Genomic DNA, 25,569 nt, shown 5'->3' with positions numbered 1-25,569 from the left:
GGGACGACCGGCGCTACTCGTCCTCGGCGACGAGCATGATCTCGCCCGCCGCCTCCATCGCGCGGATCGCGGCCACGACGGCCGCCATCGCGTCTTCGCCCTCCTTGCCCTTGACCTTGCCGAGCGTCTCCATCTCGTCGCGCATCTGCTGGGCCAGGCGCTGCGACATGTTCGACAGGACGAACTCGGCCGACGCCGCCTCGCGCTCGGACTGCAGGGCGGCGGCGAGCGCCTTGATCAGGACGGCGCCGTCGATCTCGCGGGCGATCCGGGGCACGTCGCGCGGGTCGAGCCGCTGGGGGATGTTGGAGAAGGTGAAGATCGCCTTGCGCACCTCGTCGGCGAAGGCCTTGTCCGCCTCGTCCAGCCCGTCGAGCACCTCGTCGCGGGTGGCGGCCGGCGAGGAGTTGAGGATCGCGCCCACCCGTTCCACCGGGCCGCCGGCGAAGGCCCTGGGCGTCTCGGCGTCGATCTGCGCGACCAGCGCGGCGCCGATGCGGTCCACCGTGGCCGGGCTGACCGCGCTGGTCTGGCCCATGGCGTAGGCGAGGCGGCGGGCCGTCGTGCCGGGCAGGAGGCCGAGGATCTCGGCGGCCTTGGAGACCTTGAGCTTGGACAGGGCGACGGCCCCGATCTCGGTGCTTTCCTCCTCGATCAGCGGGCGGAGGCGCGCGGCATCGAGCTGGCTGAGCCGGCCCCATGGGTCGGTGACGGCGCCGATGCCGGCCTGCAGGCGCAGGCGTTCGGCCGCCGCCGGGCTGATCGTGCCGTCGAGCAGCGACAGCGCGTCGCCCAGGCCGGAGGGAAAGGACAGGCCGAGCGCGTCGAGCTCTTCCACGAACTCGTCCACCACCGCCTTCAGCGTCTTGCGGCTGACGAAGCGGAGATTGCCCATCTCCCTGGTCAGGCCGATCTGCAGCGATTCGGGCAGGTCGGCCAGCGACAGGTCGATCCCCTCGCTGCGCAGCAGGCGCACGACGATGGCGGCCTTCTGCCGCTTGCTCAGCCGGGCGGCGTGGCCGCCGGCCCCCGCCAGTGTCATTTCCGTCGGCACGTCACGCTCCGTCCCCGATTACCGACCGGAGACTGGCAGAGACCGGTTAACGATCCGTGTAATGCACTGGCCCGGCGGCGGTTTTCGCCGCCCCGGGGCGCGGGTCAGTAGCTGGTCGTCACGCCGGTCTCGATGGCGCGGCGCAGCGCGACCTCCGGCCAGCCGCCGGCCCCGCCGCGGGTGCGGATTTCGACGAGCTGGGCATAGGCCTCCTGCAGGCGCCCCTCGTCGACGAATCCCTGGCCCATATAGGAGCGGGCAAGCAGGTTGTCCGGGTTCGCCGCGATGGCCTTGCGGTAATAGGCAAAGCCCAGCTCGGTCTCGCCCTGCTGGCGATGGATGAAGCCGAGATAGGTCAGCACGCGGTCGTCCTGCGGGTCCGACATCGCGGCCAGCACCCGCAGCGCGTCGTCGTAGCGCCCGGCATGGGCCAGCTCGCGCACGGCGCGGTAGCGCCGGTCGTCGTTCATCGAGCTGTCTTCGGGCGCGACGCAGGCCTGCGCGTCGTCGGACCACACCATGCCGTCGGTGCATTCGGTGGTGGTCTCGGTGGTCGCCGGTTCGGAACTGTCGTCGGAACTGGCGGCGAAGGCGGCCGCGGGCAGGATCAGGGCGGCGGAAAGCAGGAGAGTACGCATCGGCGAAGGCTCCGTTGGATGGGTGTCGGGCAGGCGAAGGCTAGCACGGCGCGGCGGGCGGCGGGCGATCACGATAGCGTCAGGGCGACTCAGCCGTTGACGATACAGGCGGCCGAGGTCGCGTCCCAATGGCTGCCGGCCGGGCAGACGGCGCCGTGCTTCTGGTTCCACAGCTTTTCGCACAGGTATTCCGCCGAGGCGGCGGCCGGCGCGAGCAGCGCGGCGGCGGTGGCGAGGGCAGCAAGGTATCTCGTCATCTGGAAAACTCCGTTTTCGTCATGGAAAAAGGCTACGGTCGGATGCCGTTCATCGACAACGCCGGGCATCGCGACAGAGTGTTTCTGCTTTCGCAACAAACTCCGCCCCGCCGGACAGGCCGGAGGCCGGGTAAATGAGAATTCTTCAGCGCCGGCAGGCGATTAGCCGGTGACCTTGACGCAGGCGTCGGCATCCGCGTCATAGACCATGCCGTCGGCACAGGTCATCGCGGCGTTCTTCTGGTGCCAGCCGCATTCGGCCATGGCGAGCGCCGGGGTCAGGGCCAGAACGGCGGCGGCGAGTATCGTCCGGGTCATGGGGCATCCTCCTGTTGGATGGACCCGATCATAGCACGTCGCGCGCGAAAATCACGCCCCGACCGGCGGACGTCTTCCCTTGGGTCAAGAGTCGCCGAAGACGCGGGCGAAGATCGTGTCGACATGCTTGGTATGGTAGCCGAGGTCGAACTTCTCCTCGATCTCGGGCCCGGACAGCGCGGCGGTCACTTCCGGATCGGCCTTCAGCTCTTCCATGAAGTCGGCGCCCTGTTCCCAGACCTTCATCGCGTTGCGCTGCACCAGGCGGTAGGCGTCCTCGCGGCTGACGCCCTTCTGGGTCAGCGCCAGCAGGACACGCTGGGAATGCACCAGCCCGCGGAACTTGTGCAGGTTCTCCAGCATGTGCTCGGGGTAGACGACGAGCTTTTCCACCACCTGCGTCAGCCGCGCCAGCGCGAAGTCGAGCGTGATCGTGGCGTCGGGGCCGATGTTCCGTTCCACCGAGGAATGCGAGATGTCGCGCTCGTGCCAGAGCGCCACGTTCTCCATCGCCGGGATCACGGCCATGCGGACCAGGCGGGCGAGGCCGGTGAGGTTCTCGGTCAGCACCGGGTTGCGTTTGTGCGGCATCGCCGAGGAGCCCTTCTGGCCCTGGCTGAAGAACTCCTCGGCCTCCAGCACCTCGGTGCGCTGCATGTGGCGGATTTCGGTGGCGAGGTTCTCGATCGAGCTTGCCACCACCCCGAGCGCGGCGAAGAAGGCGGCGTGGCGGTCGCGCGGGATCACCTGGGTCGATATCGGCTCCGGCTTGAGGCCCAGCTGCTTGCAGACGTGTTCCTCGACGCGCGGGTCGATATTGGCGAAGGTGCCGACGGCGCCGGACAGCGCGCCGGTCGCGATCTCGGCCCGCGCCGTGTCCAGCCGGTCGCGGTTGCGCGCCATCTCGGCATAGAAGCGGGCGAAGGTCAGGCCCATGGTCGTGGGCTCGGCATGGATGCCGTGGGAGCGGCCGATGCGGATGGTCTCCTTGTGCTCGAAGGCGCGGGTCTTCAGCGCCGCGAGCAGGGCGTCCATGTCGGCGATCAGGATGTCGGCGGCGCGGGTGAGCTGCACGTTGAAGCAGGTGTCCAGCACGTCCGACGAGGTCATCCCCTGGTGGACGAAGCGCGCGGCGTCGCCGCCGACGATCTCGGACAGGTGCGTCAGGAAGGCGATGACGTCGTGCTTGGTCACGCGCTCGATCTCGTCGATGCGGGCGATGTCGAAGGGGACGTCCTTGGCCTGCCACACCGCGTCGGCGTTCTCCTTCGGGATCGTGCCCAGTTCGGCCATCGCGTCGCCGGCATGGGCCTCTATTTCGAACCAGATTCGGAACTTTGTTTCCGGGGACCAGTTGGCGACCATATCGGGACGGGAGTAACGAGGGATCATGGCGGACCTGACTTTGACATCTGACTTCGGGCGCGGGTGTAGACCGCGCCGCACCCCGCGGCAAGGCGGGGTGTCCGCATGATCTCGGAGCTGTCGAACCCGTGGATATTCGGGCTGTTCGCGCTGGCCGGGCTGGCGATCCTGGTGCTGGGCACGCGGATCACCGGGCTGGCGGACCGGATCGCGGACCGGACCGGGCTGGGCGAGGCCGTGATCGGCGGCATCGTGCTGGGCGCGGCGACCTCGCTGTCGGGCACGGTGGTGTCGGTGACGGCGGCGGTGCAGGGGGCGCCGGAGCTGGCCTTCGCCAACGGCATCGGCGGGATCGCGGCGCAGACGGCGTTCCTGGCGCTGGCGGACGTGATCTATCGCAAGGCCAACCTGGAGCACACGGCGGCAGAGGCGACGAACCTGTTCCAGGGGGCGGTGCTGATCTGCCTGCTGTCGATGCCGCTGACGGCCTGGCTGGCGCCGGACTTCGCGATCTGGCAGGTGCACCCCGTGTCGGTCCTGCTGATCGCGGCCTATTGCATCGGCGCGGTCACGACCAAGACGGTGCGCGAAGAGCCGATGTGGGAGCCGGTGGAGACCTCGGACACCCGCGCCGACACGCCGGACGAGCCGCAGAGCCGCAAGGGCGCGGTGGTGCTGGTCGGGTCGTTCACGCTTCTGGTGGCGTGCCTCGGCCTGGCCGGCTGGGTGATCGCCGAGACCGGCTCGGAGCTGTCGGGCCGCTTCGGGCTGTCGCAGACGGTGGTGGGGGCGCTGATGACGGCGGTGGTGACCTCGCTGCCGGAACTGGTGACGACGATCGCGGCGGTGCGGCGCGGGGCGATGCAGCTGGCCGTGGGCGGGATCATCGGCGGCAACACCTTCGACACGCTGTTCCTCAGTCTGTCGGACATGGCCTATCGCGACGGATCGCTGTATCACGCGGTGGGACAGGACGGGTATTTCTGGCTGGCCGTCGGCATGCTGATGACGGCGATCCTGCTGATCGGCCTGGTTCTGCGCGAGCGGCGCGGGCCGCTGAGCATCGGATGGGAGAGTCTGGCCATGCTGGTGGTCTATGGCGGCGCGGTGGTGCTGCAGGTGTGGACCGGATGAAGGTCGGGCCGGAACTCACGGATTTCCTTGGACTCTGGGTCCTGGAGCGGCATGTCGAGGACCGTCTGTCGCACCACGCGCCGCGTTTCGAGGGCACGGCGGAGTTCACGCCCGACGGCGCCGGGCTGGCCTATGTCGAAAGCGGGCTGCTGCATGTGCCAGGCCAGGCGTCGCTGCAGGCGGAGCGGCGCTATTTCTGGCGCCGGCAGGGTGTGGGCCTCGCGGTGGTCTTCGAGGACGGGCGGCCGTTCCACGTGATCGAGGCGGGGCTGACGCCGGTCGCGCATCACGACTGCGCGCCGGATGTCTACCGCGTGCGCTACGACTTCACCGGCTGGCCGGCCTGGCAGGCGGTGTGGCAGGTGAAGGGCCAGCGCAAGGACTACCGGATGGTCAGCGCCTATCGCCGGGCGGGGGGCGACAGACCCTTCTAGAAGGGTCTGCGCGGCGAGATTTTCTGGAAAATCCTGTGGCGCCGTCGCGGTAGTGGCGCAGCACGAACAGCCGGATGGCGGAAGCCAGCCCGACCTCGACCCCGCGGTCCTCGTCGATCTCGGCGGCCAGGGCATTCAGCGGCCGGCCGCGCGCCGCCGCGATCTCGCGGAAGGCCGCCCAGAATTCGGGCTCCAGCGAGACGGAGGTGCGGTGGCCGCGCAGGGTCAGCGAGTGCTTGGCCGGGCGGGAGGTCATTCCGTGTCGTCGCCGGTATCGCGGCGGTGCTGGTCCAGCCGCGCGCGGGCGGCGGCGGTGCGTGCGTCGTCAGCCTGCCGCTGGCTCCGGGTGCGGCCGAATTTCACCGCGTTCTCATCGGCCTGCGCGCGTTTCTTCACGCGCGCGCGGGCCTTGCGGGCCTTGTTGAGGTTGATCGGGCGGTCGGCGGGCATCGCGGCTCCTGGCAGGGCGGCCCCGGCAAGGCGGGGCCGCGCCGGGGTCACTCCTTGGGGCCGATCATGTCTTCGGGCCGGACGACGCGGTCGAAGGTCTCTGCGTCGACGAAGCCGAGGTTGATCGCCTCTTCGCGCAGCGTCGTGCCGTTCTTGTGCGCCGTCTTGGCGACCTTGGTGGCGTTGTCGTAGCCGATGGTGGGCGCCAGCGCCGTCACCAGCATCAGCGATTCCTTCATCAGCGTCTCGATCCGGGCCTCGTTGGCCTGGATGCCGTTGACCATGTTGTCGGTGAAGGCCGAGGCGCTGTCGCCCAGAAGCTGCATCGACTGCAGCACGTTATAGGACATCATCGGGTTGTAGACGTTCAGCTCGAAATGCCCCTGGCTGCCGGCGAAGCCGACGGCGGCGTCGTTGCCCATGACATGGGCGCAGACCATGGTCAGCGCCTCGGCCTGCGTCGGGTTCACCTTGCCGGGCATGATCGAGGAGCCGGGCTCGTTCTCCGGCAGGATCAGCTCGCCCAGGCCCGAGCGCGGGCCGGAGCCCAGAAGCCGGATGTCGTTGGCGATCTTGAACAGCGAGGCCGCGACGGTCTTCAGCGCGCCGGAGAACATCACCATCGCGTCATGCGCCGCCAGCGCCTCGAACTTGTTCGGCGCGGTGACGAAGGGCAGGCCGGTGATCTCGGCCATGTTGGCGGCGACCATCTCGGCCCAGCCCTTTTTCGTGTTCAGCCCGGTGCCGACGGCGGTGCCGCCCTGCGCGAGCTCGTAGATGTCGGCCAGCGCGCTTTTCACCCGCTCGATCCCCTTGCGGACCTGGTGGGCGTAGCCCGAGAATTCCTGGCCCAGCGTCAGCGGCGTGGCGTCCTGGGTGTGGGTGCGGCCGATCTTGATGATGTCGCGGAACTCGACCTCTTTGGCTTCCAGCGCGGCGTGCAGCTTGGCGAGGCCCGGCAGCAGCACGTTATGCGCCTGCATGGCGATGGCCACGTGCATCGCGGTGGGGAAGGTGTCGTTCGAGGACTGGCCCATGTTGCAGTGGTCGTTGGGATGCACCGGATCCTTGCTGCCCAAGGTGCCGCCGAGGATCTCGATGGCGCGGTTCGAGATCACCTCGTTGGCGTTCATGTTCGACTGCGTGCCCGAGCCGGTCTGCCAGACCACCAGCGGGAAGTTGTCGTCGTGCTTGCCGTCGATCACCTCGCCCGCGGCCTCGATAATGGCGTCGGCGAGCTTCGGGTCGAGGGTGCCCAGTTCCCGGTTCGCCTGCGCGCAGGCCTTCTTGACCACGCCGAGCGCCCGGACGATCGGCACCGGCTGGGTTTCCCATCCGATCGGGAAGTTCCGGATCGACCGCTGGGTCTGCGCGCCCCAGTACTTGTCGGCGGGCACGTCCAGCGGGCCGAAGCTGTCGGTCTCGGTGCGGGTGGCGGTCATCGGGGCTCCTCCGGTCTGCAATCGTCGGATGACCGTCTAAAGCGCAATCCGGCAAGTGGGAACCTGTTTTCGCCGCGAATTGCGCCCGGGGCCGGCCGTAGCGGCGGGTGGGCACGCCTCCCGACCGCTGCCGACCAGTCAGTGCGGCCGGCGCGAGAAGACGAAGACATGCGCGGGCGGCAGGTTGGCCAGCACCACGCCGCGCCATCTGCCCTTGATCCCCAGCCGCGCCTGCATCTCGGGCGAGATCGGCGCGGTCGGCGAATAGGTGATCTGCACGAAGATGCCGTCGGGGGCCATGACTTCCAGCGCGCGGCCCACCACCTCGCGCTGGATCTGCGGGCGGGCCAGCACCGGTACGCCCGAGATCACGGCGCCGACGCCGGTCAGGCCGGTCGCGCGAATCTCCTGTGCGGGGCGGTTCAGCACTGTCACGCCGGGAAAGCGGGTGGCCAGCGTGGCGCAGAACCGCTCGTTCGTCTCCAGAAGCGTCAGCCGCTCCGGCGCGACGCCCCGGTCGAGGATCGCGCGGGTGAACGAGCCGGTGCCGGGGCCGAGCTCCACCACCGGGCCGGAGACCCGCTCCAGCCCTTCGGTCATCCTGCGCGCGACGGCGGCGGAGGAGGGGGCGATGGCCACGACCTCCTTGGGGTTGCGGAACATCTCGGAAAGGAAGACGCGGAATTCGCTGGTCATGTCGTGGCCTCGGTTCTGCTCGGACGCAAAGCCGATTGCACCGCAACCCGGCGGCAAGGCAAGCGCCCGGACGCCCGTGTCGCGAAACTTTCGCAGGTCCGTTTTCTGCGCGTTTCAGGGGCGTTACGAAACTGTCAAACAGCGGTGGCGGCGGGCGTCACTTGCGGAAGCTGTCGAGGCTGACGATGTCGGCCTCGCGCTGGGGTTCCTCTTCCACCTCGATGTCTTCGGGCTCTTCCGGCTCGTCCGCCTCGTCCTGGGTCTTGAAGGTCAGCCCGAACTCGACCGAGGGGTCGACGAAGGTGCGGATCGCGTCGAAGGGGATATAGAGCGGCTCCGGCGTGTCGCCGAAATTCAGGGTGACGAAGAACCCGTCGTCGGTGACGTCGAGATTGTCGTACCAGTGCTGCATGACGATCGTCATCTCGTCGGGATAGCGGTCCGACAGCCAGTCGGCGATCTCGACGTCGGGATGCATCGTGTCGAAGGTGATGAAGAAATGATGCTGCCCCGGCAGGCCGTTATCCTGCACATCCGCGAGCACGTCGCGGATCAGACCGCGCATCGCCCGGTGCATGAGGTTTCCGTAGTCAATCATGCGCGACATTCGGGGATCCTTCGTCGGTCATAGGGTTCAACATACGGGATTCGGTCGCGATTAAAAGGGGATTGCCGGCGTCGGGTCCGCCCGTTCATGCGCGGGGCGCACGGCCGATTGCATGCACGGCGAGGCCGAAGAACAGGGTCACGATCAGCAATTCGAGGTGCGATCGGAAGGCGAGCGGCGTCAGCAACTCATTCAGATGGATCCCGGCGGCCAGACCAAGAAGGGGCAGGACAGTGGGAGGCCGCGGGAGGCGGCCCCAGAGGTAGCCTGCCTGCAATACCAGAAAGAACCCCGCCACCAGGTCGTACTGTTTCATACGCGGGTTGAGGAGCACGCAGAGCACGAAGGGCGCGGCAAGCAGGATGTGGCGCCGGGCCGCGTCGGGCGCGTCGGACACGCGCTTGCGAAGCCATAGCAGCCAGATCAGCGACAGGCCGCCCCAGGCCGCAAGGTGGGCCAGCAGCCCTGTCGTGAAGCTCCCGCTCAGATTGAAGACCTGCGGGAGCACGCCCGAGCCGAGATCTGAATAAGTGTCGTCGAGGCCTATCTGACGGTCGACGGCGCCCAGAAACCCGGCGAAGGCCTCGGGCATCAGCCAGAGTTGCAGGAGCCATGTTGCGGCTGCGGCGGCCAGGGTAAGGGCAGCCTCGGCGCTCTCCCGCCCGAGTCGGGCATCGCGCAGGAGCCAGAGGCCGAAGTAGGCGGCGAATACCGGCTTGATGACGGTACCGAGCAGGATCACGACAAGCAGGGCGCGGCGCGTCCAGGCGCCCCCGGGGCGAACCCAGAGCGCAAGAACGAGCAGGTGGAGGTATAGCGACAGGTTGCCGGTCCGGACCGCGACCATCAGCGGGTCGTGAAAGGCAGACACGCCCATGATGAGGAAGGGGGACAGCCGCAGGCTGGGCGGCGCCTTGAGCAGGAAGACCGCGGTGACGGCGACATAGGTTCCGGCCAGAAGCGGCAGGAGCCACGGCTCGAGCGCCGCGAACGCGGACAGAACCAAGGGCGGATAGACGAATCGCAGCCCGCCGTAGCGTTGCTCGTAGGCGTCTCCGCCGGCGGATGCGACCTCCGCGGCCTGTTTATAGACCGAAAGGTCCCAGAACATCCGCGACGGCACGATGTCGAGCGCCGCGAACAGAAAGTAGCCGACAACGTAGACAGTACCCGCCGCGCAAAGCAGCCACAGGAGCATGGCCTGTCTTCGAAGATCGGCCCATTTCATCGGGTTGGCGCCTCGCACGTCCGGTCACCACCGGGCGGTAGCGCGGCACGCGGCGGGTGACAACAGCGTGTGAAGGAAGATGCAGGCTTCTGTTGCCAGGTGCCTGCGAACCCCGCCAGCCCTGGCTAGAGGACTGGGCTTCAAGATTTCGGTCTCGTTACCGCTTAGGCGGCAACGGCGACCGGAGCACGATTGTCGTTGGCAATTATGCTTTGACGGACCGATAACGGTGGTACCTCACCGGGACAAAGCCACACCTTTACACGTTCGTCGATCCTGTTTCGGCCCCATGCCCCGCCAACGACCGGGTATTTGGTGGAGCCGCCGGGTACCGCCCCCGGGTCCGATCCGCTTATTACGTGCGCGTTTATGTCCATAGCCGGCGTACCGGCAGGAGAAATGTAGTGATGCGCGGCGCGTCCGGCAAGGGGGGATGCAGCGTTGACTCGCATGTCGCGGCGCGCTCATTCTGGCGGTGGCGGCGTTGCCGGGATGTCCGGGGAGGACGGATCATGGATTTCAGGATCGTTGCGGTTGTGCTGGCAATGGCGGTGGCGCCGGGCGCGGGGCTGGCACAGGGCAAGGGCGGACAGGCGGGCCAGGCCGGGCCCGCGGAAGACCCGGCGGCGGACCTGCCCGCCTGCGCGCCGCTTCCGGCGGACGTGGACAGCATGGCCTGCGCCTGCCCGCCGCCGGGGGCCTTCGCCGGCTCCGTCTGGGGCAGCAATCCCTATACAGCCGACAGCGACATCTGCACCGCCGCCCGCCATGCCGGGGCGATCGGGGCCGAGGGCGGCGAGATCCGGCTGGAGCGGCTGCCGGGGCAGGCGGCCTACGAGGGGTCCACCGCGAACGGCGTGACCACCGAGGATTACGGCCGCTACGACGAGAGCATCGGCATCGCCGCGCTGGAGACCGCGCCGGCCCCGACACCGGCCCCGACGCCGACGCCGACGCCGGTGCCCGCGGTCGACCCGGCGGACCTGCCGGAATGCGACGGGCTGCCCGAGGCGGGCGGCGAGCTCGCCTGCCGCTGCGGGGCCGGGCCGCATCGCGGCGCCGTCTGGGGCAGCGGGCCCTATACCGGCGACAGCGACATCTGCACGGCGGCGCGGCATGCCGGCGCCATCGGGCCGGAGGGCGGCGCGCTGCGGCTGCTGCACCGGCCGGGGCAGGACGGCTACGACGGCAGCGAGGCCAACGGCATCGAGACGCGCGACTGGGGCAGCTACAGCGTCAGCTTCGACGTGATTCCCTTCGCCGGCGCCAGGAAGGCGGAGGTCGCCGACAGCACGCCGCCGCCGCCGCCGGAGACGACCGCCGAGGTGGTGCCGGAACCGGCCCCCGAGGCCGAGCCGCTGGACGAGCCCGGCGCGGAGGTGGCGCTGCCCGACTGCACCGTGATGCCCGACGGCGCGGAGGCTCACGCCTGCACCTGCGGCCGGACCTCGGCGCGCGGCGATGTCTGGGGCATGGGGCCCTATACCGCCGACAGCGACCTGTGCACCGCGGCGCGGCACGCGGGCGTGATCCGGGCCTTCGGCGGCGAGATCCGGGTGTTGCGAATCCGGGGGCTCGACCGCTATGCCGGCGGGGTCGCCAACGGCGTGCGGACGTCGGACTGGGCCGAGCCCTTCGACAGCTCCATCGTCTTCGACCGCAACTGAGGGACCGCAACCGAGGGACCGCCACCGATGATCACCGCGGACTACGCCCGGCTGATGGCGCGCTACAACCGCTGGCAGAACGGCAGCCTGGTGGCGGCGGCCGACGGGCTCGACGACGGTGCGCGGCGGGCGGACCGGGGCGCCTTCTTCGGCTCGATCCAGGCCACGCTGAACCATGTGCTCTGGGGCGATCGCATCTGGATGTCGCGCTTTGCCGACTGGGAAAAGCCGGCGGGCGGCATCGCCGAAAGCCCGCAGATCACCCCGGACTGGGAGAGCTACAAGGCGGCGCGGCTCCGGGCCGACGCGGACATCGTCGACTGGGCGAACGGGCTGACGGATGCGGACCTCGCCGGCGACCTGTCGTGGTATTCCGGGTCGCTGCAGGCCGACATGGTCAACCCGATGGCGCTTTGCGTGGCGCATTTCTTCAACCACCAGACGCACCACCGCGGCCAGGTCCACGCCATGCTGACCGCCGCCGGGGCGCGGCCCGAGGCCACCGACCTGTTCATCATGCCCGAGTCCGCGTAAGCCTGCGGGCGACATCGAACAGGGGAGACAGCGACATGACGTTCAAGGCGCTCGTGGTGGAGAAGGACGACGACGGCAAGACCCATGCCGCCGTGCAGGACCTGACCGAGGATCGCCTGCCCGAGGGCGAGGTGACGGTCGCGGTCGAGTATTCCACGGTGAACTACAAGGACGGGCTGTGCATCGGTCCCGGCGGCGGGCTGGTGCGGAGCTATCCGCATGTGCCCGGCATCGACTTTGCCGGCACCGTCGAGACCAGCGACGACAGCCGCTATGCCCCCGGCGACAAGGTCGTGCTGACCGGCTGGCGCGTGGGCGAGGCGCATTGGGGCGGCTATGCCCAGAAGGCGCGGGTCAAGGCCGACTGGCTGGTGCCGCTGCCCGAGGGGCTGACGACGCGGCAGGCGATGGCGGTGGGCACCGCCGGGTTCACCGCGATGCTGGCGGTGATGGCGCTGGAGGATCACGGCCTGACGCCGGACAAGGGCGAGGTGCTGGTCACCGGTGCCGCCGGCGGCGTCGGCTCGGTCGCGACGGCGATCCTGGCCAATCTGGGCTACACGGTCGCCGCGGTGACGGGGCGGCCGGAGACCGAGGGCTATCTGACCGATCTCGGCGCCGCCCGCATCGTCCCGCGCGAGGAGCTGGCCGAAACGGTCAAGCGGCCGCTGGAATCGGAAAGCTGGGCGGGCTGCGTCGACGCCGTCGGCGGCGCGATGCTGGCGCGGGTGCTGGGGCAGATGAAATACGGTGCCTCGGTCGCCGCCGTCGGGCTGGCGGGCGGCGCCGATTTGCCGGCCAAGGTGATCCCGTTCCTGCTGCGCGGCGTCAATCTTCTGGGCATCGACAGCGTGCTGCAGCCCTACGACAACCGGCTGCGCGCGTGGCAGCGCATCTCCCGCGACCTGCCGATGGACAAGCTGGAAGAGATGGCGCAGCCCGCCACGCTGGCCGATCTGCCCGGTCTCGGGGCCGACATTCTCCGCGGACGTGTGCGCGGCCGGGTCGTCGTCGACGTGAACGGCTGAGACGGCGCCGCTGCCGGACCAGGGGCGGCCGGCGCGCCGGATTCGGCGATTCATGCCGTTTCCGTGACACAACACTTCGCTTCCGGACCGTGCGCCGATCACGCGACCGTTAGCGTGATGTTTGTTGCCGCGGCCCGGATCGGCTAAGCTGATTCCGCAACGCAACATAATCAGAGGCTTGCCCGCTTCGGCCACATTCGGTCGCCGGGGCGAACGGCCGGTCCGAACTCAGGAGGGATACATGTATCGAAAGATCATGGCGCCCGTCGATCTTGCCCATCTGGAGACGCTCGGCAAGGCGCTGGATACAGCGGCCGATATTGCCAAACACTACGGTGCCGAGCTTTGCTACGTGGGCGTGACGGCGGAAACGCCTGGTGCGATGGGGCACAACCCCAAGGAGTACGACGAAAAGCTGAAGGCCTTCGCCGAGGAGCAGGCGGCGGGCCGCGGCATCAACGCCACCTACCACACCTCGATCGCGCACGATCCGACGACCGATCTGGACGACGTCCTGCTGGACACGGTCAAGGAGATCGGCGCCGACCTCGTGGTGATGGGCACCCACAAGCCGGGCCTTGCCGACTACATCTGGCCGTCGAACGGCGGCAAGATCGCCGCGCACACGCCGGCCTCGGTGTTCCTGGTGCGCGACTCCTGATCCGGGCCAGTTCGAAGGAACCTTCTTCGCCGCAATCGATACTCAAGAATAACAGGGGAGGCCGCCATGGCCGACGAAACATCTCCGGGCGTTCCCGAGCCGGAAGGCAACGCCCATATCATCGAGACCGACTACGATATCGGTCAGGACAATATCGAGGGCAAGGTCGGGCCGTTCGGCTTCGACATCCACAATCCCGTCTTCATGATCTCTGGCCTGACGATCATCGCCTTCGTCGCCTATGCGCTGATCGCGCCGGGCAGCGCGGACGCGCTCTTCAACGGCGTCAATGCCGGTGACGTCGAAGGCTGCGAGGCCGGCGCGTTCTGCGACCTGGGCCTGCGCGCCTATCTGACCTCGCAGTTCGACTGGTTCTTCCTGTGGGGCGCCAACATCTTCGTCATCTTCTGCCTGTTCCTGATCATCAGCCCCTGGGGCTCGGTGCGGCTGGGCGGCACGGATGCGCGGCCCGACTACGGCTATGCGGGCTGGTTCGCGATGCTGTTCGCCGCCGGCATGGGCATCGGGCTGATGTTCTTCGGGGTGCTGGAGCCGGTCTACTACTTCGGCACGCCGTGGGGCGACGAGCCGCTGGGCACCGTCCGGCCCTTCGCCGAGGACGGCACGCTGATCGAGGCCAATATCGACGAGGCGCGGCGCATGGCGCTGGCGGCCACGTCCTATCACTGGGCGCTGCACCCCTGGGCGATCTACGCCGTCGTGGCGCTGGCGCTGGCGCTGTTTTCCTACAACAAGGGCCTGCCGCTTTCGATCCGCTCGGCCTTCTACCCGATCCTGGGCGATCGCGTCTGGGGCTGGTGGGGCCACATCATCGACACGCTGGCGGTCTTCGCGACGCTGTTCGGCCTGGCCACCTCGCTGGGTCTCGGCGCGCAGCAGGCCAATGCGGGGCTCGAATACGTCTACGGCATTCCGAGCAACGTGACGGTGCAGGTGATCCTGATCATCGGCATCACGCTGGTCGCCCTGGTCTCGGTGCTGCGGGGCCTGGACGGCGGCGTGAAGGTGCTGTCCGAGATCAACATGGTGATCGCGCTGGTGCTGCTACTGTTCGTGCTGTTCGCGGCCGGGGCGGGCACCATCCTGAGCGAGTTCGTCGAGGGGCTTCTGGGCTACGCGCAGGAGATCATCCCGCTGTCGAACCCGCACGGGCGCGAGGATCTGGGCTACATGCAGGGCTGGACGGCGTTCTACTGGGCCTGGTGGATCAGCTGGTCGCCCTTCGTCGGCATGTTCATCGCCCGCGTCAGCCGCGGCCGCACGGTGCGCGAGTTCATCACCTGCGTGCTGATCATCCCGAGCCTCGTCTGCGTGTTCTGGATGGCCGTGTTCGGCGGAGCCGCGATCAGCGACGTGATCGCCAACCCCGAGACCAGCGCCGTGAAGGGCCAGGTGATCGACACCTACGCGCCCGAGCTGTCGCTGTTCGCGATGCTGGAGGGGCTGCCGCTGGCGGCGATCACCTCGACCATCGGGATCATCCTGGTGATCGTGTTCTTCGTCACCTCGTCGGACTCCGGCTCGCTGGTGATCGACACGATCACAGCGGGCGGCAAGGTCGACGCGCCGGTGCCGCAGCGGGTGTTCTGGTGCACCTTCGAAGGGCTCGTGGCGATCGCGCTGCTGGTCGGCGGCGGGCTCGGCTCGCTGCAGGCGATGGTGATCTCGACGGGGCTGCCGTTCACGATCATCCTGATCCTGATCTGCTTCGCCATCACCCGCGGGCTGATCCAGGAGAAGGCGAACGCCTGAGGCGGACGACCTTGAAAAACATCGAAAGGCGGCCCCCGGAGGGCCGCCTTTTTCTTGGGTGTCCAAGGTTGGACGGGGGTCCAAGATCCTGATTTTTCTATAGATAGCGATAACACGTCCAAGGATCTTCGCGGGTGTCCGCGCCGGATGGGGCGATGGCCCGAAGGGGCGGGGCGGGGCCGAAATTTCTAGAAATTTCGGCTGGGCAAAATCTTCTAGAAGATTTTGCCGGCTGCCGGCGGGCGGCCGCGCCCCCGCTTGCATTCCGGCCCGGCGCGGTCCAATTCAGGGCCGATCGCAGGCGTCACAGACGGAGTTTCCCCGATGCCCCTCGACCTCGATTTCGTCCGCGCGCAGTTCCCGGCCTTCGACGTGGAGGATCTGGGCGACAAGGGCTTTTTCGAGAATGCGGGCGGGTCGTACATGTGCGCCCCGGTGATGCAGCGGCTGGAGCGGTTCTTTCGCGAGCGCAAGGTCCAGCCCTACGGCCCCTACGAGGCCAGCCGGCTGGGCGGCGAGGAGATGGACGAGGCGCGCCAGCGGATGGCCGCGATGCTGGGCGTGGCCACCGACGAGGTGTCGTTCGGGCCGTCCACGACCCAGAACACCTATGTGCTGGCACAGGCCTTCCGGCAGGCGCTGGCGCCCGGCGAGGCGATCGTCGTCACCGACCAGGACCACGAGGCGAATTCCGGCCCCTGGCGGCGGCTGGCCGAGGAAGGCGTCGAGATCCGCGAATGGCGCATCGACCCGGAGACGGGGCATCTGGACCCGAAGGATCTGGCCGCGCTGCTGGACGACAAGGTGAAGCTCGTCTGCTTTCCGCATTGCTCGAACGTGGTGGGCGAGATCAACGACGTGGCCGGCATGACCGAGATCGCCCATGCCGCCGGCGCGGCGGTCTGCGTCGACGGGGTCAGCTATGCGCCGCACGGGCTGCCGGATGTGGGGGCGACGGGCGCGGACATCTACCTGTTCTCGGCCTACAAGACCTATGGCCCGCATCAGGGGGTCATGGTGATCCGCCGCGACCTGGGCGAGGCGCTGCCGAACCAGGCGCATTTCTTCAACGGCGACGCGCTTTACAAGCGGTTCACGCCGGCCGGGCCGGACCATGCGCAGGTGGCGGCCTGTGCCGGGATCGCGGATTACGTCGACCTGCTGCACGCCCGGCATTGCGAGCCGAGCCGGGACGCGCGGGTGCGGGCGGCGCGGGTGCATGACCTGCAACGGGCGCACGAGACGGCGCTGCTGCAGCCGCTGCTCGATTACCTAAAGGCGAAGAACGCGGTGCGGCTGATCGGACCGGCCGAGGCGGAGGCCCGGGCGCCGACCGTCGCGCTGGCTTGTCACCGGCCGGGGGCGGAGCTGGCCGAGGCGCTGGCGCCGCACGAGATCATGGCCGGCGGCGGCGATTTCTATGCGGTGCGGCCGCTGACGGCGCTGGGGGTGGATCCGGCGCAGGGCGTGCTGCGGCTGAGCTTCGTGCATTACACGTCGAAAGAGGACGTTGACCGGCTGATCCGGGCGCTAGATCACGTGCTGTGATTTTGGCCGCCGGGGCAGGGGTTTGAGCGACACATCACCGATCATCGTCTGGATCCGGCGCGATCTGCGCCTGTCCGATCACGCGGCCCTGTCGGAGGCCGCCGGAAGCGGCCGGCCGGTCATTCCGGTCTTTCTGCATGACGAGGTCGTCGACCGGCTGGGCGCGGCGCCGAAATGGCGCTTCGGGCTGGGCGTGGGCGCGTTCGCCGAAGCGCTGGCGGGGATCGGGGCGCGGCTGACCTTGCGGCGGGGCACGGCGCTGGAGGGCCTGCGGGCGCTGGTGCAGGAGACCGGCGCCGGCGCCGTGTGGTGGCAGCGGGCCTACGACCCGGCTTCGCAGGAACGCGACCGCGCGGTGAAGGCGGCGCTGAAGGAGGACGGCGTCGACGCCCGGAGCTTTGCCGGGCATCTGCTGTTCGAGCCCTGGACGGTGGAGACCAAGCAGGGCGATTACTACAAGGTCTACACGCCCTTCTGGCGCGCGGTGAAGGATCGCGAGGTGCCTGCGGCGCTGCCTTCGGTGTCGGAGCTGCGCGCGCCGCAGCGCTGGCCCGAGAGCGACGCGCTGGCCGACTGGGCGATGGGCGCCGCGATGGACCGGGGCGCCGACATCGTGGGCCGATACGTGCGCGTCGGCGAAGCGGCGGCGCAGGGGCGGCTGGGCGCCTTCATCGCGAACGGGATCGCGGACTATGACGAGGCCCGCGACATTCCCGCGGAAGACGGCACGTCGACCCTGTCCGAGCCGCTGACCTATGGCGAGATCTCGCCGCGGGTCTGCTGGCATGCCGGGATGCGCGCGCGGCAGGACGGCAAACCCGGCGCCGAGGCCTGGCTGAAGGAACTCGTCTGGCGCGAGTTCGCCTATCACCTGCTGCACCACACGCCACGGCTGGAGACCGGCAACTGGCGCCCGGAGTGGGATGCGTTTCCGTGGAACGAGGACGACCGGCGGGCCGAGGTGATCGCCTGGACCCGCGGACGGACGGGGGTGGACTTCGTCGACGCGGCGATGCGCGAGATGTACGTGACCGGGCGGATGCACAACCGCGCCCGGATGATCGTGGCGAGCTACCTGACCAAGCACCTGATGACCCACTGGAAGATCGGCAAGGCGTGGTTCGAGGACTGCCTGGTGGACTGGGATCCGGCGTCGAACGCGCTGGGCTGGCAGTGGTCGGCGGGCTCCGGCCCGGACGCGACGCCCTATTTCCGGATCTTCAACCCGGCGACGCAGCGCAGGCGGTTCGACCCCGACCGCCGCTATGTCCGACGCTGGGTCGCCGAGGGGCAGGGGCAGCCGCCGCGGACGGCGCTGGACTATTTCGCGGCGGTGCCGCGGGCGTGGGGGCTGTCGCCTGACGACGGATACCCCGCGCCGGTCGTCGGGCTGGACGCGGGCCGCAAGCGGGCGCTCGACGCCTACGAGCGGCGCGATTTCTGAAGCGGGGCGCGCTTTGACCGGGCGCCGCGGCGCCGGACCCTGCGATGCACCGTTTCCGGCCCCGCGCCGGTGTCGCGCGTTGTGTCGCGACTGGAACAGGCCGGCGGGAAAATCCGGCGCGGCGCTTGCGGTTGCGGGGCGTCGGGCGGAGAACGGGGCCAACCCGTCTCTGCCAGGAGCCGACCCGATGCCCACAGCCGCGAAACTCGTCTCTGCCGTCCTGCTGGCGGCGCTGGCCTGGTATGTGGGGCACCTGATCATCCCCTACTTCCCCGAGCAGACCCCGGCGGGCGTGTTCCGCGAGGTCCTGGCGGTGCTGGGTCTGATCATCGGCTGGCGCTTCGTGGGGCGGCACGCGGGGCAAGGGGTGGTGGCCTCGGTCGGCTACGGGCTGGGCGGCGCGGCGTTTCTGGCGTTCTGGGGGATCGTCTGGTTCGCGGGCTACGAGATGTTCATGCGCTCGATCAACATGTCCTATGGCGGGCCGATGGAGGCGCTGAAGGACATGGTGGCGATCGGCATCGGGTATTTCGACTACCTCAAGCCCACCGAGATCTGGGGCACGCTGGCCGGCGGCGGTGTCGTGCAGGGCTTTCTGGCCGAGATGACGGCGCGGCGTTTGCCCTGAATGGCGGTTTTTCTCTACGGAACGCTACGTTACGCGCCGGTCCTCAAGCAGGTGCTGGGGCCGGAGGCGAAGGCGGATGCGCGGCCGGCGCGGCTGGGCGACCATGCCCTGTGCGACAGTGCGCAGGGGCCGGTCCCGGTGCCGCAGGCGGGCGGGACGGTGCCGGGCATTCTGCTGGAGCCCGATCCGGCGCTGCGGGCGCGGCTGGATTTCTATGCCGCGGTCCGCGGGCATTACGCCGCGCCGGTGACCGTGCAGACCGATGCGGGGGCGGTGCCGGCGCGGGCCTTCGTGCCGCGCGCGGCGACGCCGGGCGGGCCCTGGCGCTACGAGGACTGGCAAGTGCGGCACGGCGCGGCCGAGACGCGGCTGGCGCAGGAGATCATGGAGCGCTACGGCGCGCAGGCGGCCGGGGAGGTGGCCGCGCATCTGTCGCAGGCGGCGGTGCGGGCGAGCTCCTGGGTGCGGGCGGCGGCGGACAGCGCGCCGAACGCGGTGCGCCGCGGCGGCACGGCCGAGGATGTCCGCACCGAAGAGCGGCGCCGGCCCTATGTGCAGTTCTTCGCGGTCGAGGAGCAGGATCTGCGGTTTCGCCATTTCGACGGCGGCGAGAGCGAGACGGTCACGCGCGCGGCCTTCGTCATGGGCGACGCGGTGACGGTTCTGCCTTACGATCCCGTCCGCGACCGGGTGCTGATGGTGGAGCAGTTCCGCTTCGGCCCCTTCGCGCGCGGAGACCGGCATCCCTGGAGCCTGGAGCCGGTGGCGGGGCGGATCGACCCGGGCGAGGGGCCGGAGTCGACGGCCTATCGCGAGGCGGAGGAGGAGGCCGGGGTCGCGCTGCGCGGGCTGGAGCTGGTGGCGCGCTACTACCCGTCGCCGGGGGCCGTGTCGGAATACCTGTGGTCCTATGTCGGGCTGTGCGACCTGCCCGACGGGACGGCGCAGATCGGCGGGCTGGACCACGAGCACGAGGACATCCGCGGCGTGGTGCTGGACTGGTCCGCATTCACCGAGTTCCTCGGCGGGCGCGAGGCGGAGAACGGGCCGCTGATCCTGACGGGGCTGTGGCTGGCCGCCAACCGGGAGCGGCTGCGCTCGGGCGCTTGAGTTTCGGCGGGGCGCGGCCTACACCGGCGGCGACGATCCATTGCAGCCGGGAGGAGTTCCGATGCGCATCTACAAGGACTTGCCGGACGCGGTGGGCAACACGCCGCTGATCCGGCTGAACGCGATCTCCGAGGCGACCGGCTGCGACATCTACGGCAAGGCGGAGTTCATGAATCCCGGCCAGTCGGTGAAGGACCGCGCCGCGCTCTACATCATCCGCGACGCGGTGGAGCGCGGCCTGCTGGAGCCCGGCGGCACCGTGGTCGAGGGCACGGCGGGCAATACCGGCATCGGCCTGGCGCTGGTCGGCGCGGCGATGGGGTTCAAGACCGTCATCGTGATCCCCGAGACCCAGAGCCAGGAGAAGAAGGACATGATCCGCCTGGCGGGCGCCGAGCTGGTGCAGGTGCCGGCGGTGCCCTACCGCAACCCCAACAACTACGTGAAGTATTCCGGCCGGCTGGCGGAAGAGCTGGCCAAGACCGAGCCCGGCGGCGCGATCTGGGCGCAGCAGTTCGACAACGTCGCCAACCGGCGCGCGCATGTCGAGACGACGGGCCCGGAGATCTGGGCGCAGCTGGACGGCAAGGTCGACGGCTTCGTCGCCGCCGTCGGCTCGGGCGGCACGCTGGCCGGCGTCGCCGAGGCGCTGCAGTCCAGGGGCGTGAAGATGGGCCTTGCCGACCCGATGGGCGCGGCGCTTTACAGCTTCTACACCAACGGCGAGTTCAAGGCCGAGGGCAGTTCCATCAGCGAAGGCATCGGGCAGGGGCGCGTGACCGCGAACCTGGAAGGCTTCACCCCCGATTTCGCGTGGCAGATCAGCGATGAAGAAGCCATTCCTTACGTGTTCGACCTGCTGGAGCACGAGGGGCTGTGCATGGGCGGCTCGACCGCGATCAACATGGCCGGCGCGGTGCGCATGGCGCGCGAGTTGGGGCCGGGGCACACCATCGTCACGGTGCTGTGCGACTATGGCTCGCGCTATCAGTCGAAGCTCTACAACCCGGGCTTTCTGAAGGAAAAGGGCCTGCCGGTGCCGGAATGGCTGGTGGACGAGGGACGCCGGGCGCTCCCGGCAGTGTTCGAAGACGCATGAGCGCCATGCTTGCCCGGTTCTTGCTGGTCCTCTGTCTCGGCCTCGCCATCGGCGGCGCCGCGGCGACAGGGCCGGTCTTTGCCCAGGAGGCCGCGGCCCCCGAGACGATAGATTACGAGGCGTGGGAGCGTGTGGCCACCCGGGCCGAGGCCGCGGTGGACTCGGCGCGGGCGTCGAACGAGGCGCTGGAGACGCTGCGCGCCGAGATCGACGGCTGGCGCGAGCGGTTCCTGCAGGCGCAGACCGTCAACGCCTCGCGGATCGAGACGCTCCGCGCGCAGATCGAGGCGCTGGGACCGGCGCCGGCGGAGGGCGAGGCCGAGGTCGCCGAACTGTCCGAGCGGCGGCAGACGCTGAACCAGCAGCTGAGCGAGGCGCTGGCGCCGGTGCGGCGGGCCGAGGAAGCGTTCAGCCGCGCCGAGGGGCTGATCCGCCGGATCGACGCGCTGATCCGGCTGCGGCAGGCGGACGCGCTGCTCAGTATCGGGCCGTCCCCGCTGAACCCGGCGATCTGGCCCGACGCGGTGACCGCCTTCGTGACAAGCGTGCGGGCGGTCTGGACGGAAATGCAGGCGCAATGGGCGTCCGAGGTGCGGCGCGAGAGCCTGCGCCAGCAACTGCCGCAGACCATTCTCTATATCGTGATCGCCGGCGCGCTGTTGCTGCGCGGCCGCCCGGCGATGGTGAAGCTTACGCAGGCGGTGCTGACCCGGTCGAAGGGCCGCGCCCGGGCGCTGGCGGCGTTCATCACCTCGCTGTTCCAGGTGGTGCTGCCGGTGCTGGGCCTGGCGCTCCTGGCCGCGGCGCTGCAGGCCACGGGGATGCTGGGCATCCGGGGCGAGGTGCTGGTGCGCAGCCTGACCGTGGCGGGGTTCAGCGTCTTCGTGGCGCGCTGGCTGTCGCAGCGGCTCTACCCGATCCACCCCGACGCCCCGCGGCCGATGCCGGTGCCGGCGGATGGCGGGCGCGGCATGCGGTTCTACACCACGATGCTCGGGGTGCTGGTCGGGCTGTTCGTCCTGATCGACGGGCTGGTCGAATACGAGAGCTATTCCGAGGCGACGCAGGCGGTCGTCTATTTCCCGCTGATCCTGGTCTCGGGCCTGATCTTCGTGCGGATCGGCCGGATCCTCACGACCACCGCCAGACCGAACGACCCGCATGGCGAGGCGGTCGCCGCCGCCTTCGCGCACAGCACCCAGCGGCTGATCGGGCAGGCGCTGGTCCTGGTGGGCTTCGCCTCGCCTCTGCTGGCGGCGATCGGCTATCTGAACGCGGCGGATTTCGTGATCCAGCCGATGGCGCTGACGCTGCTCCTGCTCGGGGTCCTTCGCGTGTTTCACGACCTGGTCGTGGAGCTGCACGCGCTGTTCACCGGGCGCACGGCCGAGGAATCGCACCAGGCGCTGGGGCCGTCGGCGGTCAGCTTTCTGCTGGTTCTGGCCTCGGTCCCGCTCTTCGCGCTGATCTGGGGCGCGCGGGTCGCGGACCTGACCGAGATCTGGGCGATGGCGCGCGAGGGCGTGATGCTGGGCGACACGCGGCTTTCGCCCGGCACCCTGCTGACGCTGATCCTGGTCTTTATCGTGCTCTACGCCGCCACGCGGCTGTTCCAGGGGGCGCTGAAATCCACCATCCTGCCGAAGACCAAGCTCGACCCCGGCGGGCAGAACGCGGTGATCTCGGGGATCGGGTATCTGGGCATCTTCCTGGCGGCGATCCTGGCGGTCACGGCGGCCGGCATCGACCTGTCGGCGCTGGCCTTCGTCGCCGGCGCGCTGTCGGTCGGGATCGGTTTCGGCCTGCAGAACGTGGTGTCGAACTTCATCTCGGGGATCATCCTGCTGGTGGAGCGGCCGGTGGCCGAGGGCGACTGGATCGAGGTCGGCGGCCATATGGGGATCGTCAAGGACATCTCGGTGCGCTCCACCCGGATCGAGACCTTCGACCGCAACGACGTGATCGTGCCGAACGCGGACTTCATCTCGGGCACGGTGAAGAACTGGACGCGCGGCAATGTCATGGGCCGGATCATCGTGCAGGTGGGCGTGGCCTATGGCACGGATACCCGGAAGGTGCAGCAGATCCTGACCGAGATCGCCCACGAGCATCCGCTGGTCACGCTGGACCCGGAGCCGGCGGTGGATTTCCTGGAATTCGGCGCGTCGAGCCTGGATTTCCAGATCCGCATGGTCCTGCGCGACATCGGCTACGGGCTGGACGTGCGCACCGAGATCCGCCACCGGATCGCCGAGCGTTTCGCCGAGGAAGGCATCGAGATCCCGTTCGCGCAGCAGGATATCTGGCTGCGCAACCCCGAGACGTTGCGGCCCTCCGCGGCGGCGCCGCAGCCGCGCGCCCTGCCGGAGGCCGAGGACGTGCCGGAGGCGCCGTCCGCCACCGCCACCGAGACCGTGCGCGGCGAGGATGTGCAGGACGGCGGCGGCGGGGAGGACCAGTGATGTCCGAGCTTATGTTCCGCGACGATCCCTACGCGCGCAGCGCGTCCGCCGCGGTCCGGGCGGTGACGCCCGAGGGCGGGATCGTGCTGGACCGGACGCTGTTCTATCCGCGCGGCGGCGGCCAGCCCGGCGATAGCGGGCGGTTGCTCTGGGACGGCGGCGAGGCGGCCGTGACCGATACGGTGAAGGGCGAAGGCGCCGAGGTGGTGCTGATCCCGGCGCCGGGCGCGGAACCGCCGCCGGTGGGCGCGGCGGTCCGGCAGGAGCTCGACTGGGAGCGGCGCCATGCGCATATGCGGGTCCACACGGCGCTGCACCTTCTGTCGGTGGTGATCCCGCTGCCGGTGACCGGCGGCGCCATCGACGCGGGCCGCGGGCGGCTGGATTTCAACATGCCGGAACCGCCCGAGGACAAGGCGGCGCTGGAGGCGGACCTGAACGCTTTGGTGGCGCGCGACCTCGCCGTCACGGAGGCGTGGATCGAGGAGGCGGAGCTCGACGCCAGCCCCGCGCTCGTCAAGACGATGTCGGTGCAGCCGCCGCGCGGCGCCGGGCGCATCCGGCTGATTCGGATCGGCGACGGCGCCGACCAGGTGGACCTGCAGCCCTGCGGCGGCACCCATGTGGCGCGCACCGGCGAGATCGGGCCGGTCCGGCTGGGCAAGATCGAGAACAAGGGCAAGCAGAACCGCCGGGTGACGGTTCTGCTGGAGGCGTATCAGCCGTAGGGGAACGGCGCCGGCGTGAACCCGTAGCCCGAATGCCCCTTCTCGACATAGCCGATGCCGGGGAAGCCGATATGCATCCCCGCGATCCGCAGCCCGTCGGTCGCCACCATGTCGAAGACCTTCGCCCGCGTCGCGGCGGCCATCTCCTTGTCGGTGTCGAAGCCGATCGTGACCTCGGGCCGCGGGAACTGCACCGGACCCACATGCACGATGTCGCCCCAGATCAGCAGGCTGTCGCCGGCGCTCTCCAGCATCACGCCGGAATGGCCGGGGGTGTGGCCGGGCAGGGGCATCAGGGTCAGGCCGTTGCCCAGATCGGTCTCGCCGTCGACCGTCTCGACCCGGTCGCCGAAAGCGGCCACCGCGGCGCGGGCCATGTCGAAGAAGCCGCGCACGCCCTCCGGCGCGCCGTCGCGGATCGAATCGTCGGACCAGAACGCGACCTCGGCCCGCTGGGTCACCAGCCCCGCATTCGGGAACGGATTGCCGCCGTCGCCCAGCAACCCGCCGATGTGATCGGGGTGCAGATGCGTCGCGACCAGCCGGTCGATCTCCGCCGGGTCGGTGCCGAAGGCGGTCAGGTTGGCCAGCACGTGCCCGAGGCTCGGCCCCATGGCGGTGCCGGTGCCGACATCGACGAGCACGGTCTCGCCGCCGCCCTCGATCAGGTAGGCGTTGACGCCCGTGGGATGCGCGTCGGCGGAGATATGCGCGTCCGCCAGCAGCGTGGCGAATTCCTCGGGCGTGATGCCGATCAGCGCATCCGCGGCGATCGGCAGGAACCCGTCGGACAGCGCCGTCACCGTGCGGTCGCCGACCGGAAAGCTGCGGGCGACGGCCAGTCCGGCGGCGCCGTCCTGCGCCAGGACCGGGGCGACGCGCAGACCGGCCAGCCCGGCCGTCGCGGCCAGGGCCGAGCTCGTGAGAAAGTCGCGGCGTTTCATGATCGTTCCTCCATGCATTTGGCGCGATAGGCCTGTGCCGGGCAGCCTAGCAGAACCCCATGACGGTTCGCGACGAATATGCGCGACAAGCGTCGTCCTCATGCTTGCCCTTCCCGGCCAAAAGCTGTTAATCGGAGCGCCACGGAGAGGTGGCCGAGTGGTCGAAGGCGCACGCCTGGAACGCGTGTAGGCGGGAAACCGTCTCCAGGGTTCGAATCCCTGTCTCTCCGCCATTTGCCCTCGCGAAAGCGTTCTCCCGATCCGGCTGCGGCCGGATTTTACCGCGTTTTCAAAGGGGTTTGCCGGACAGGCTGAACACC

25 protein-coding genes, 1 tRNA gene, 1 other RNA gene and 1 pseudogene are annotated in these 25,569 nt (G+C 69.3%); 15 read left to right on the top strand and 13 right to left on the bottom strand.

The features are described 5' to 3' along the window. Positions 1-13: 13 nt before the first annotated feature. The 5 genes from P1J78_RS14955 to purB form a co-directional block, all read right to left on the bottom strand. The gene (locus P1J78_RS14955) at positions 14-1,054 is read right to left on the bottom strand and encodes a flagellar motor switch protein FliG (protein ID WP_275568180.1); all 1,041 of its coding nucleotides are present in this window, start codon (positions 1,052-1,054) and stop codon (positions 14-16) included. A gap of 104 nt (positions 1,055-1,158) precedes the next feature. Beyond that, positions 1,159-1,692 (bottom strand): tetratricopeptide repeat protein, encoded by a 534-nt coding sequence (locus tag P1J78_RS14950; RefSeq protein ID WP_275568179.1) that lies wholly within the window; start codon positions 1,690-1,692, stop codon positions 1,159-1,161. Positions 1,693-1,781: 89 nt separating this feature from the next. Beyond that, complete coding sequence (locus tag P1J78_RS14945) at positions 1,782-1,949, bottom strand: hypothetical protein (RefSeq protein ID WP_275568178.1); 168 nt, start codon at positions 1,947-1,949, stop codon at positions 1,782-1,784. 162 nt (positions 1,950-2,111) lie between these two features. Beyond that, a complete protein-coding gene (locus tag P1J78_RS14940; protein ID WP_275568177.1) occupies positions 2,112-2,267 on the bottom strand; it encodes a hypothetical protein in 156 nt (51 codons plus the stop codon). Positions 2,268-2,351: 84 nt separating this feature from the next. Then, complete coding sequence (purB, locus tag P1J78_RS14935; RefSeq protein ID WP_275568176.1) at positions 2,352-3,659, bottom strand: adenylosuccinate lyase; 1,308 nt, start codon at positions 3,657-3,659, stop codon at positions 2,352-2,354. A 78-nt stretch (positions 3,660-3,737) separates the two neighbouring features. Between purB and P1J78_RS14930 the strand changes: the two genes are divergently transcribed. Continuing rightward, the gene (locus P1J78_RS14930) at positions 3,738-4,766 is read left to right on the top strand and encodes a sodium:calcium antiporter (protein WP_275568175.1); all 1,029 of its coding nucleotides are present in this window, start codon (positions 3,738-3,740) and stop codon (positions 4,764-4,766) included. Continuing rightward, entirely contained in the window at positions 4,763-5,200 is a 438-nt protein-coding gene (locus P1J78_RS14925; RefSeq protein ID WP_275568174.1) for a DUF6314 family protein, read from the top strand. Before P1J78_RS14930 ends, P1J78_RS14925 begins: the two co-directional genes overlap by 4 nt. Positions 5,201-5,240: 40 nt before the next feature. On the opposite strand, the pseudogene P1J78_RS14920 reads toward P1J78_RS14925, so the two are convergent. From P1J78_RS14920 to ssrA, 7 genes and pseudogenes are all read right to left on the bottom strand, one after another. Next, positions 5,241-5,456, bottom strand: a pseudogene (locus P1J78_RS14920) (ribbon-helix-helix domain-containing protein); the annotation flags it as partial. After that, entirely contained in the window at positions 5,453-5,650 is a 198-nt protein-coding gene (locus P1J78_RS14915; RefSeq protein WP_275568173.1) for a DUF4169 family protein, read from the bottom strand. The pseudogene P1J78_RS14920 and the gene P1J78_RS14915, both read right to left, overlap by 4 nt. Positions 5,651-5,697: 47 nt before the next feature. Continuing rightward, positions 5,698-7,092 (bottom strand): class II fumarate hydratase, encoded by a 1,395-nt coding sequence (gene fumC / locus P1J78_RS14910; RefSeq protein WP_275568172.1) that lies wholly within the window; start codon positions 7,090-7,092, stop codon positions 5,698-5,700. A gap of 138 nt (positions 7,093-7,230) precedes the next feature. Continuing rightward, a complete protein-coding gene (locus tag P1J78_RS14905) occupies positions 7,231-7,788 on the bottom strand; it encodes a class I SAM-dependent methyltransferase (protein ID WP_275568171.1) in 558 nt (185 codons plus the stop codon). 157 nt (positions 7,789-7,945) lie between these two features. Continuing rightward, positions 7,946-8,395 carry an SspB family protein gene (locus tag P1J78_RS14900; protein ID WP_275568170.1) on the bottom strand — a complete coding sequence of 150 codons (450 nt, stop codon included), beginning with the start codon at positions 8,393-8,395 and terminating at the stop codon, positions 7,946-7,948. Between the two features lie 85 nt (positions 8,396-8,480). Further along, the gene (locus P1J78_RS14895; protein WP_275568169.1) at positions 8,481-9,593 is read right to left on the bottom strand and encodes a hypothetical protein; all 1,113 of its coding nucleotides are present in this window, start codon (positions 9,591-9,593) and stop codon (positions 8,481-8,483) included. A gap of 108 nt (positions 9,594-9,701) precedes the next feature. Continuing rightward, positions 9,702-10,054, bottom strand: a transfer-messenger RNA (tmRNA) gene (gene ssrA, locus P1J78_RS14890). Between the two features lie 81 nt (positions 10,055-10,135). Here ssrA and P1J78_RS14885 point away from each other — a divergent pair. The 12 genes from P1J78_RS14885 (at position 10,136) to P1J78_RS14830 (ending at position 24,305) form a co-directional block, all read left to right on the top strand. Then, positions 10,136-11,290: an LCCL domain-containing protein gene (locus P1J78_RS14885; protein WP_275568168.1), complete on the top strand. Its 1,155-nt coding sequence runs from the start codon at positions 10,136-10,138 to the stop codon at positions 11,288-11,290. A 27-nt stretch (positions 11,291-11,317) separates the two neighbouring features. Then, positions 11,318-11,824, top strand: coding sequence for a DinB family protein (locus P1J78_RS14880; RefSeq protein ID WP_275568167.1), 507 nt, complete (start codon positions 11,318-11,320; stop codon positions 11,822-11,824). Positions 11,825-11,859: 35 nt separating this feature from the next. Further along, a complete protein-coding gene (gene acuI / locus P1J78_RS14875) occupies positions 11,860-12,852 on the top strand; it encodes an acrylyl-CoA reductase (NADPH) (RefSeq protein WP_275568166.1) in 993 nt (330 codons plus the stop codon). 241 nt (positions 12,853-13,093) lie between these two features. Continuing rightward, on the top strand, positions 13,094-13,513 hold the full coding sequence (locus tag P1J78_RS14870) for a universal stress protein (protein WP_275568165.1): 420 nt from the start codon (positions 13,094-13,096) through the stop codon (positions 13,511-13,513). Between the two features lie 66 nt (positions 13,514-13,579). Beyond that, positions 13,580-15,286, top strand: a complete 1,707-nt coding sequence (locus P1J78_RS14865) for a BCCT family transporter (protein ID WP_275568164.1) — start codon at positions 13,580-13,582, stop codon at positions 15,284-15,286. 324 nt (positions 15,287-15,610) lie between these two features. Next, the gene (locus P1J78_RS14860) at positions 15,611-16,834 is read left to right on the top strand and encodes an aminotransferase class V-fold PLP-dependent enzyme (RefSeq protein WP_275568163.1); all 1,224 of its coding nucleotides are present in this window, start codon (positions 15,611-15,613) and stop codon (positions 16,832-16,834) included. Positions 16,835-16,856: 22 nt separating this feature from the next. Next, positions 16,857-18,278 carry a cryptochrome/photolyase family protein gene (locus P1J78_RS14855; RefSeq protein ID WP_275568162.1) on the top strand — a complete coding sequence of 474 codons (1,422 nt, stop codon included), beginning with the start codon at positions 16,857-16,859 and terminating at the stop codon, positions 18,276-18,278. 187 nt (positions 18,279-18,465) lie between these two features. Next, a complete protein-coding gene (locus tag P1J78_RS14850) occupies positions 18,466-18,906 on the top strand; it encodes a TrgA family protein (protein WP_275568161.1) in 441 nt (146 codons plus the stop codon). Then, positions 18,907-20,016: an NUDIX domain-containing protein gene (locus P1J78_RS14845; RefSeq protein WP_275568160.1), complete on the top strand. Its 1,110-nt coding sequence runs from the start codon at positions 18,907-18,909 to the stop codon at positions 20,014-20,016. It begins immediately after the preceding gene. Positions 20,017-20,077: 61 nt separating this feature from the next. Next, on the top strand, positions 20,078-21,115 hold the full coding sequence (locus P1J78_RS14840) for a cysteine synthase A (RefSeq protein ID WP_275568159.1): 1,038 nt from the start codon (positions 20,078-20,080) through the stop codon (positions 21,113-21,115). Continuing rightward, entirely contained in the window at positions 21,112-23,577 is a 2,466-nt protein-coding gene (locus P1J78_RS14835) for a DUF3772 domain-containing protein (protein WP_275568158.1), read from the top strand. The genes P1J78_RS14840 and P1J78_RS14835 overlap by 4 nt, the downstream gene beginning before the upstream one ends. Next, on the top strand, positions 23,577-24,305 hold the full coding sequence (locus P1J78_RS14830) for an alanyl-tRNA editing protein (protein WP_275568157.1): 729 nt from the start codon (positions 23,577-23,579) through the stop codon (positions 24,303-24,305). Before P1J78_RS14835 ends, P1J78_RS14830 begins: the two co-directional genes overlap by 1 nt. On the opposite strand, the gene P1J78_RS14825 is transcribed toward P1J78_RS14830, so the two are convergent. Further along, positions 24,296-25,249 carry an MBL fold metallo-hydrolase gene (locus P1J78_RS14825; protein ID WP_275568156.1) on the bottom strand — a complete coding sequence of 318 codons (954 nt, stop codon included), beginning with the start codon at positions 25,247-25,249 and terminating at the stop codon, positions 24,296-24,298. The two genes, P1J78_RS14830 and P1J78_RS14825, sit on opposite strands and share 10 nt — an antisense overlap. A 143-nt stretch (positions 25,250-25,392) precedes the next feature. Between P1J78_RS14825 and P1J78_RS14820 the strand changes: the two genes are divergently transcribed. Further along, a tRNA-Ser gene (locus P1J78_RS14820) sits at positions 25,393-25,482 on the top strand. Positions 25,483-25,569 lie beyond the last annotated feature (87 nt).

It is taken from the genome of Psychromarinibacter sediminicola, from assembly GCF_029168335.1.
In the GTDB taxonomy this organism is placed as follows: domain Bacteria; phylum Pseudomonadota; class Alphaproteobacteria; order Rhodobacterales; family Rhodobacteraceae; genus Psychromarinibacter; species Psychromarinibacter sediminicola.
Note: the sequence above shows the minus strand (reverse complement) of the source record. Positions and strands in the feature narration are given on the sequence as shown.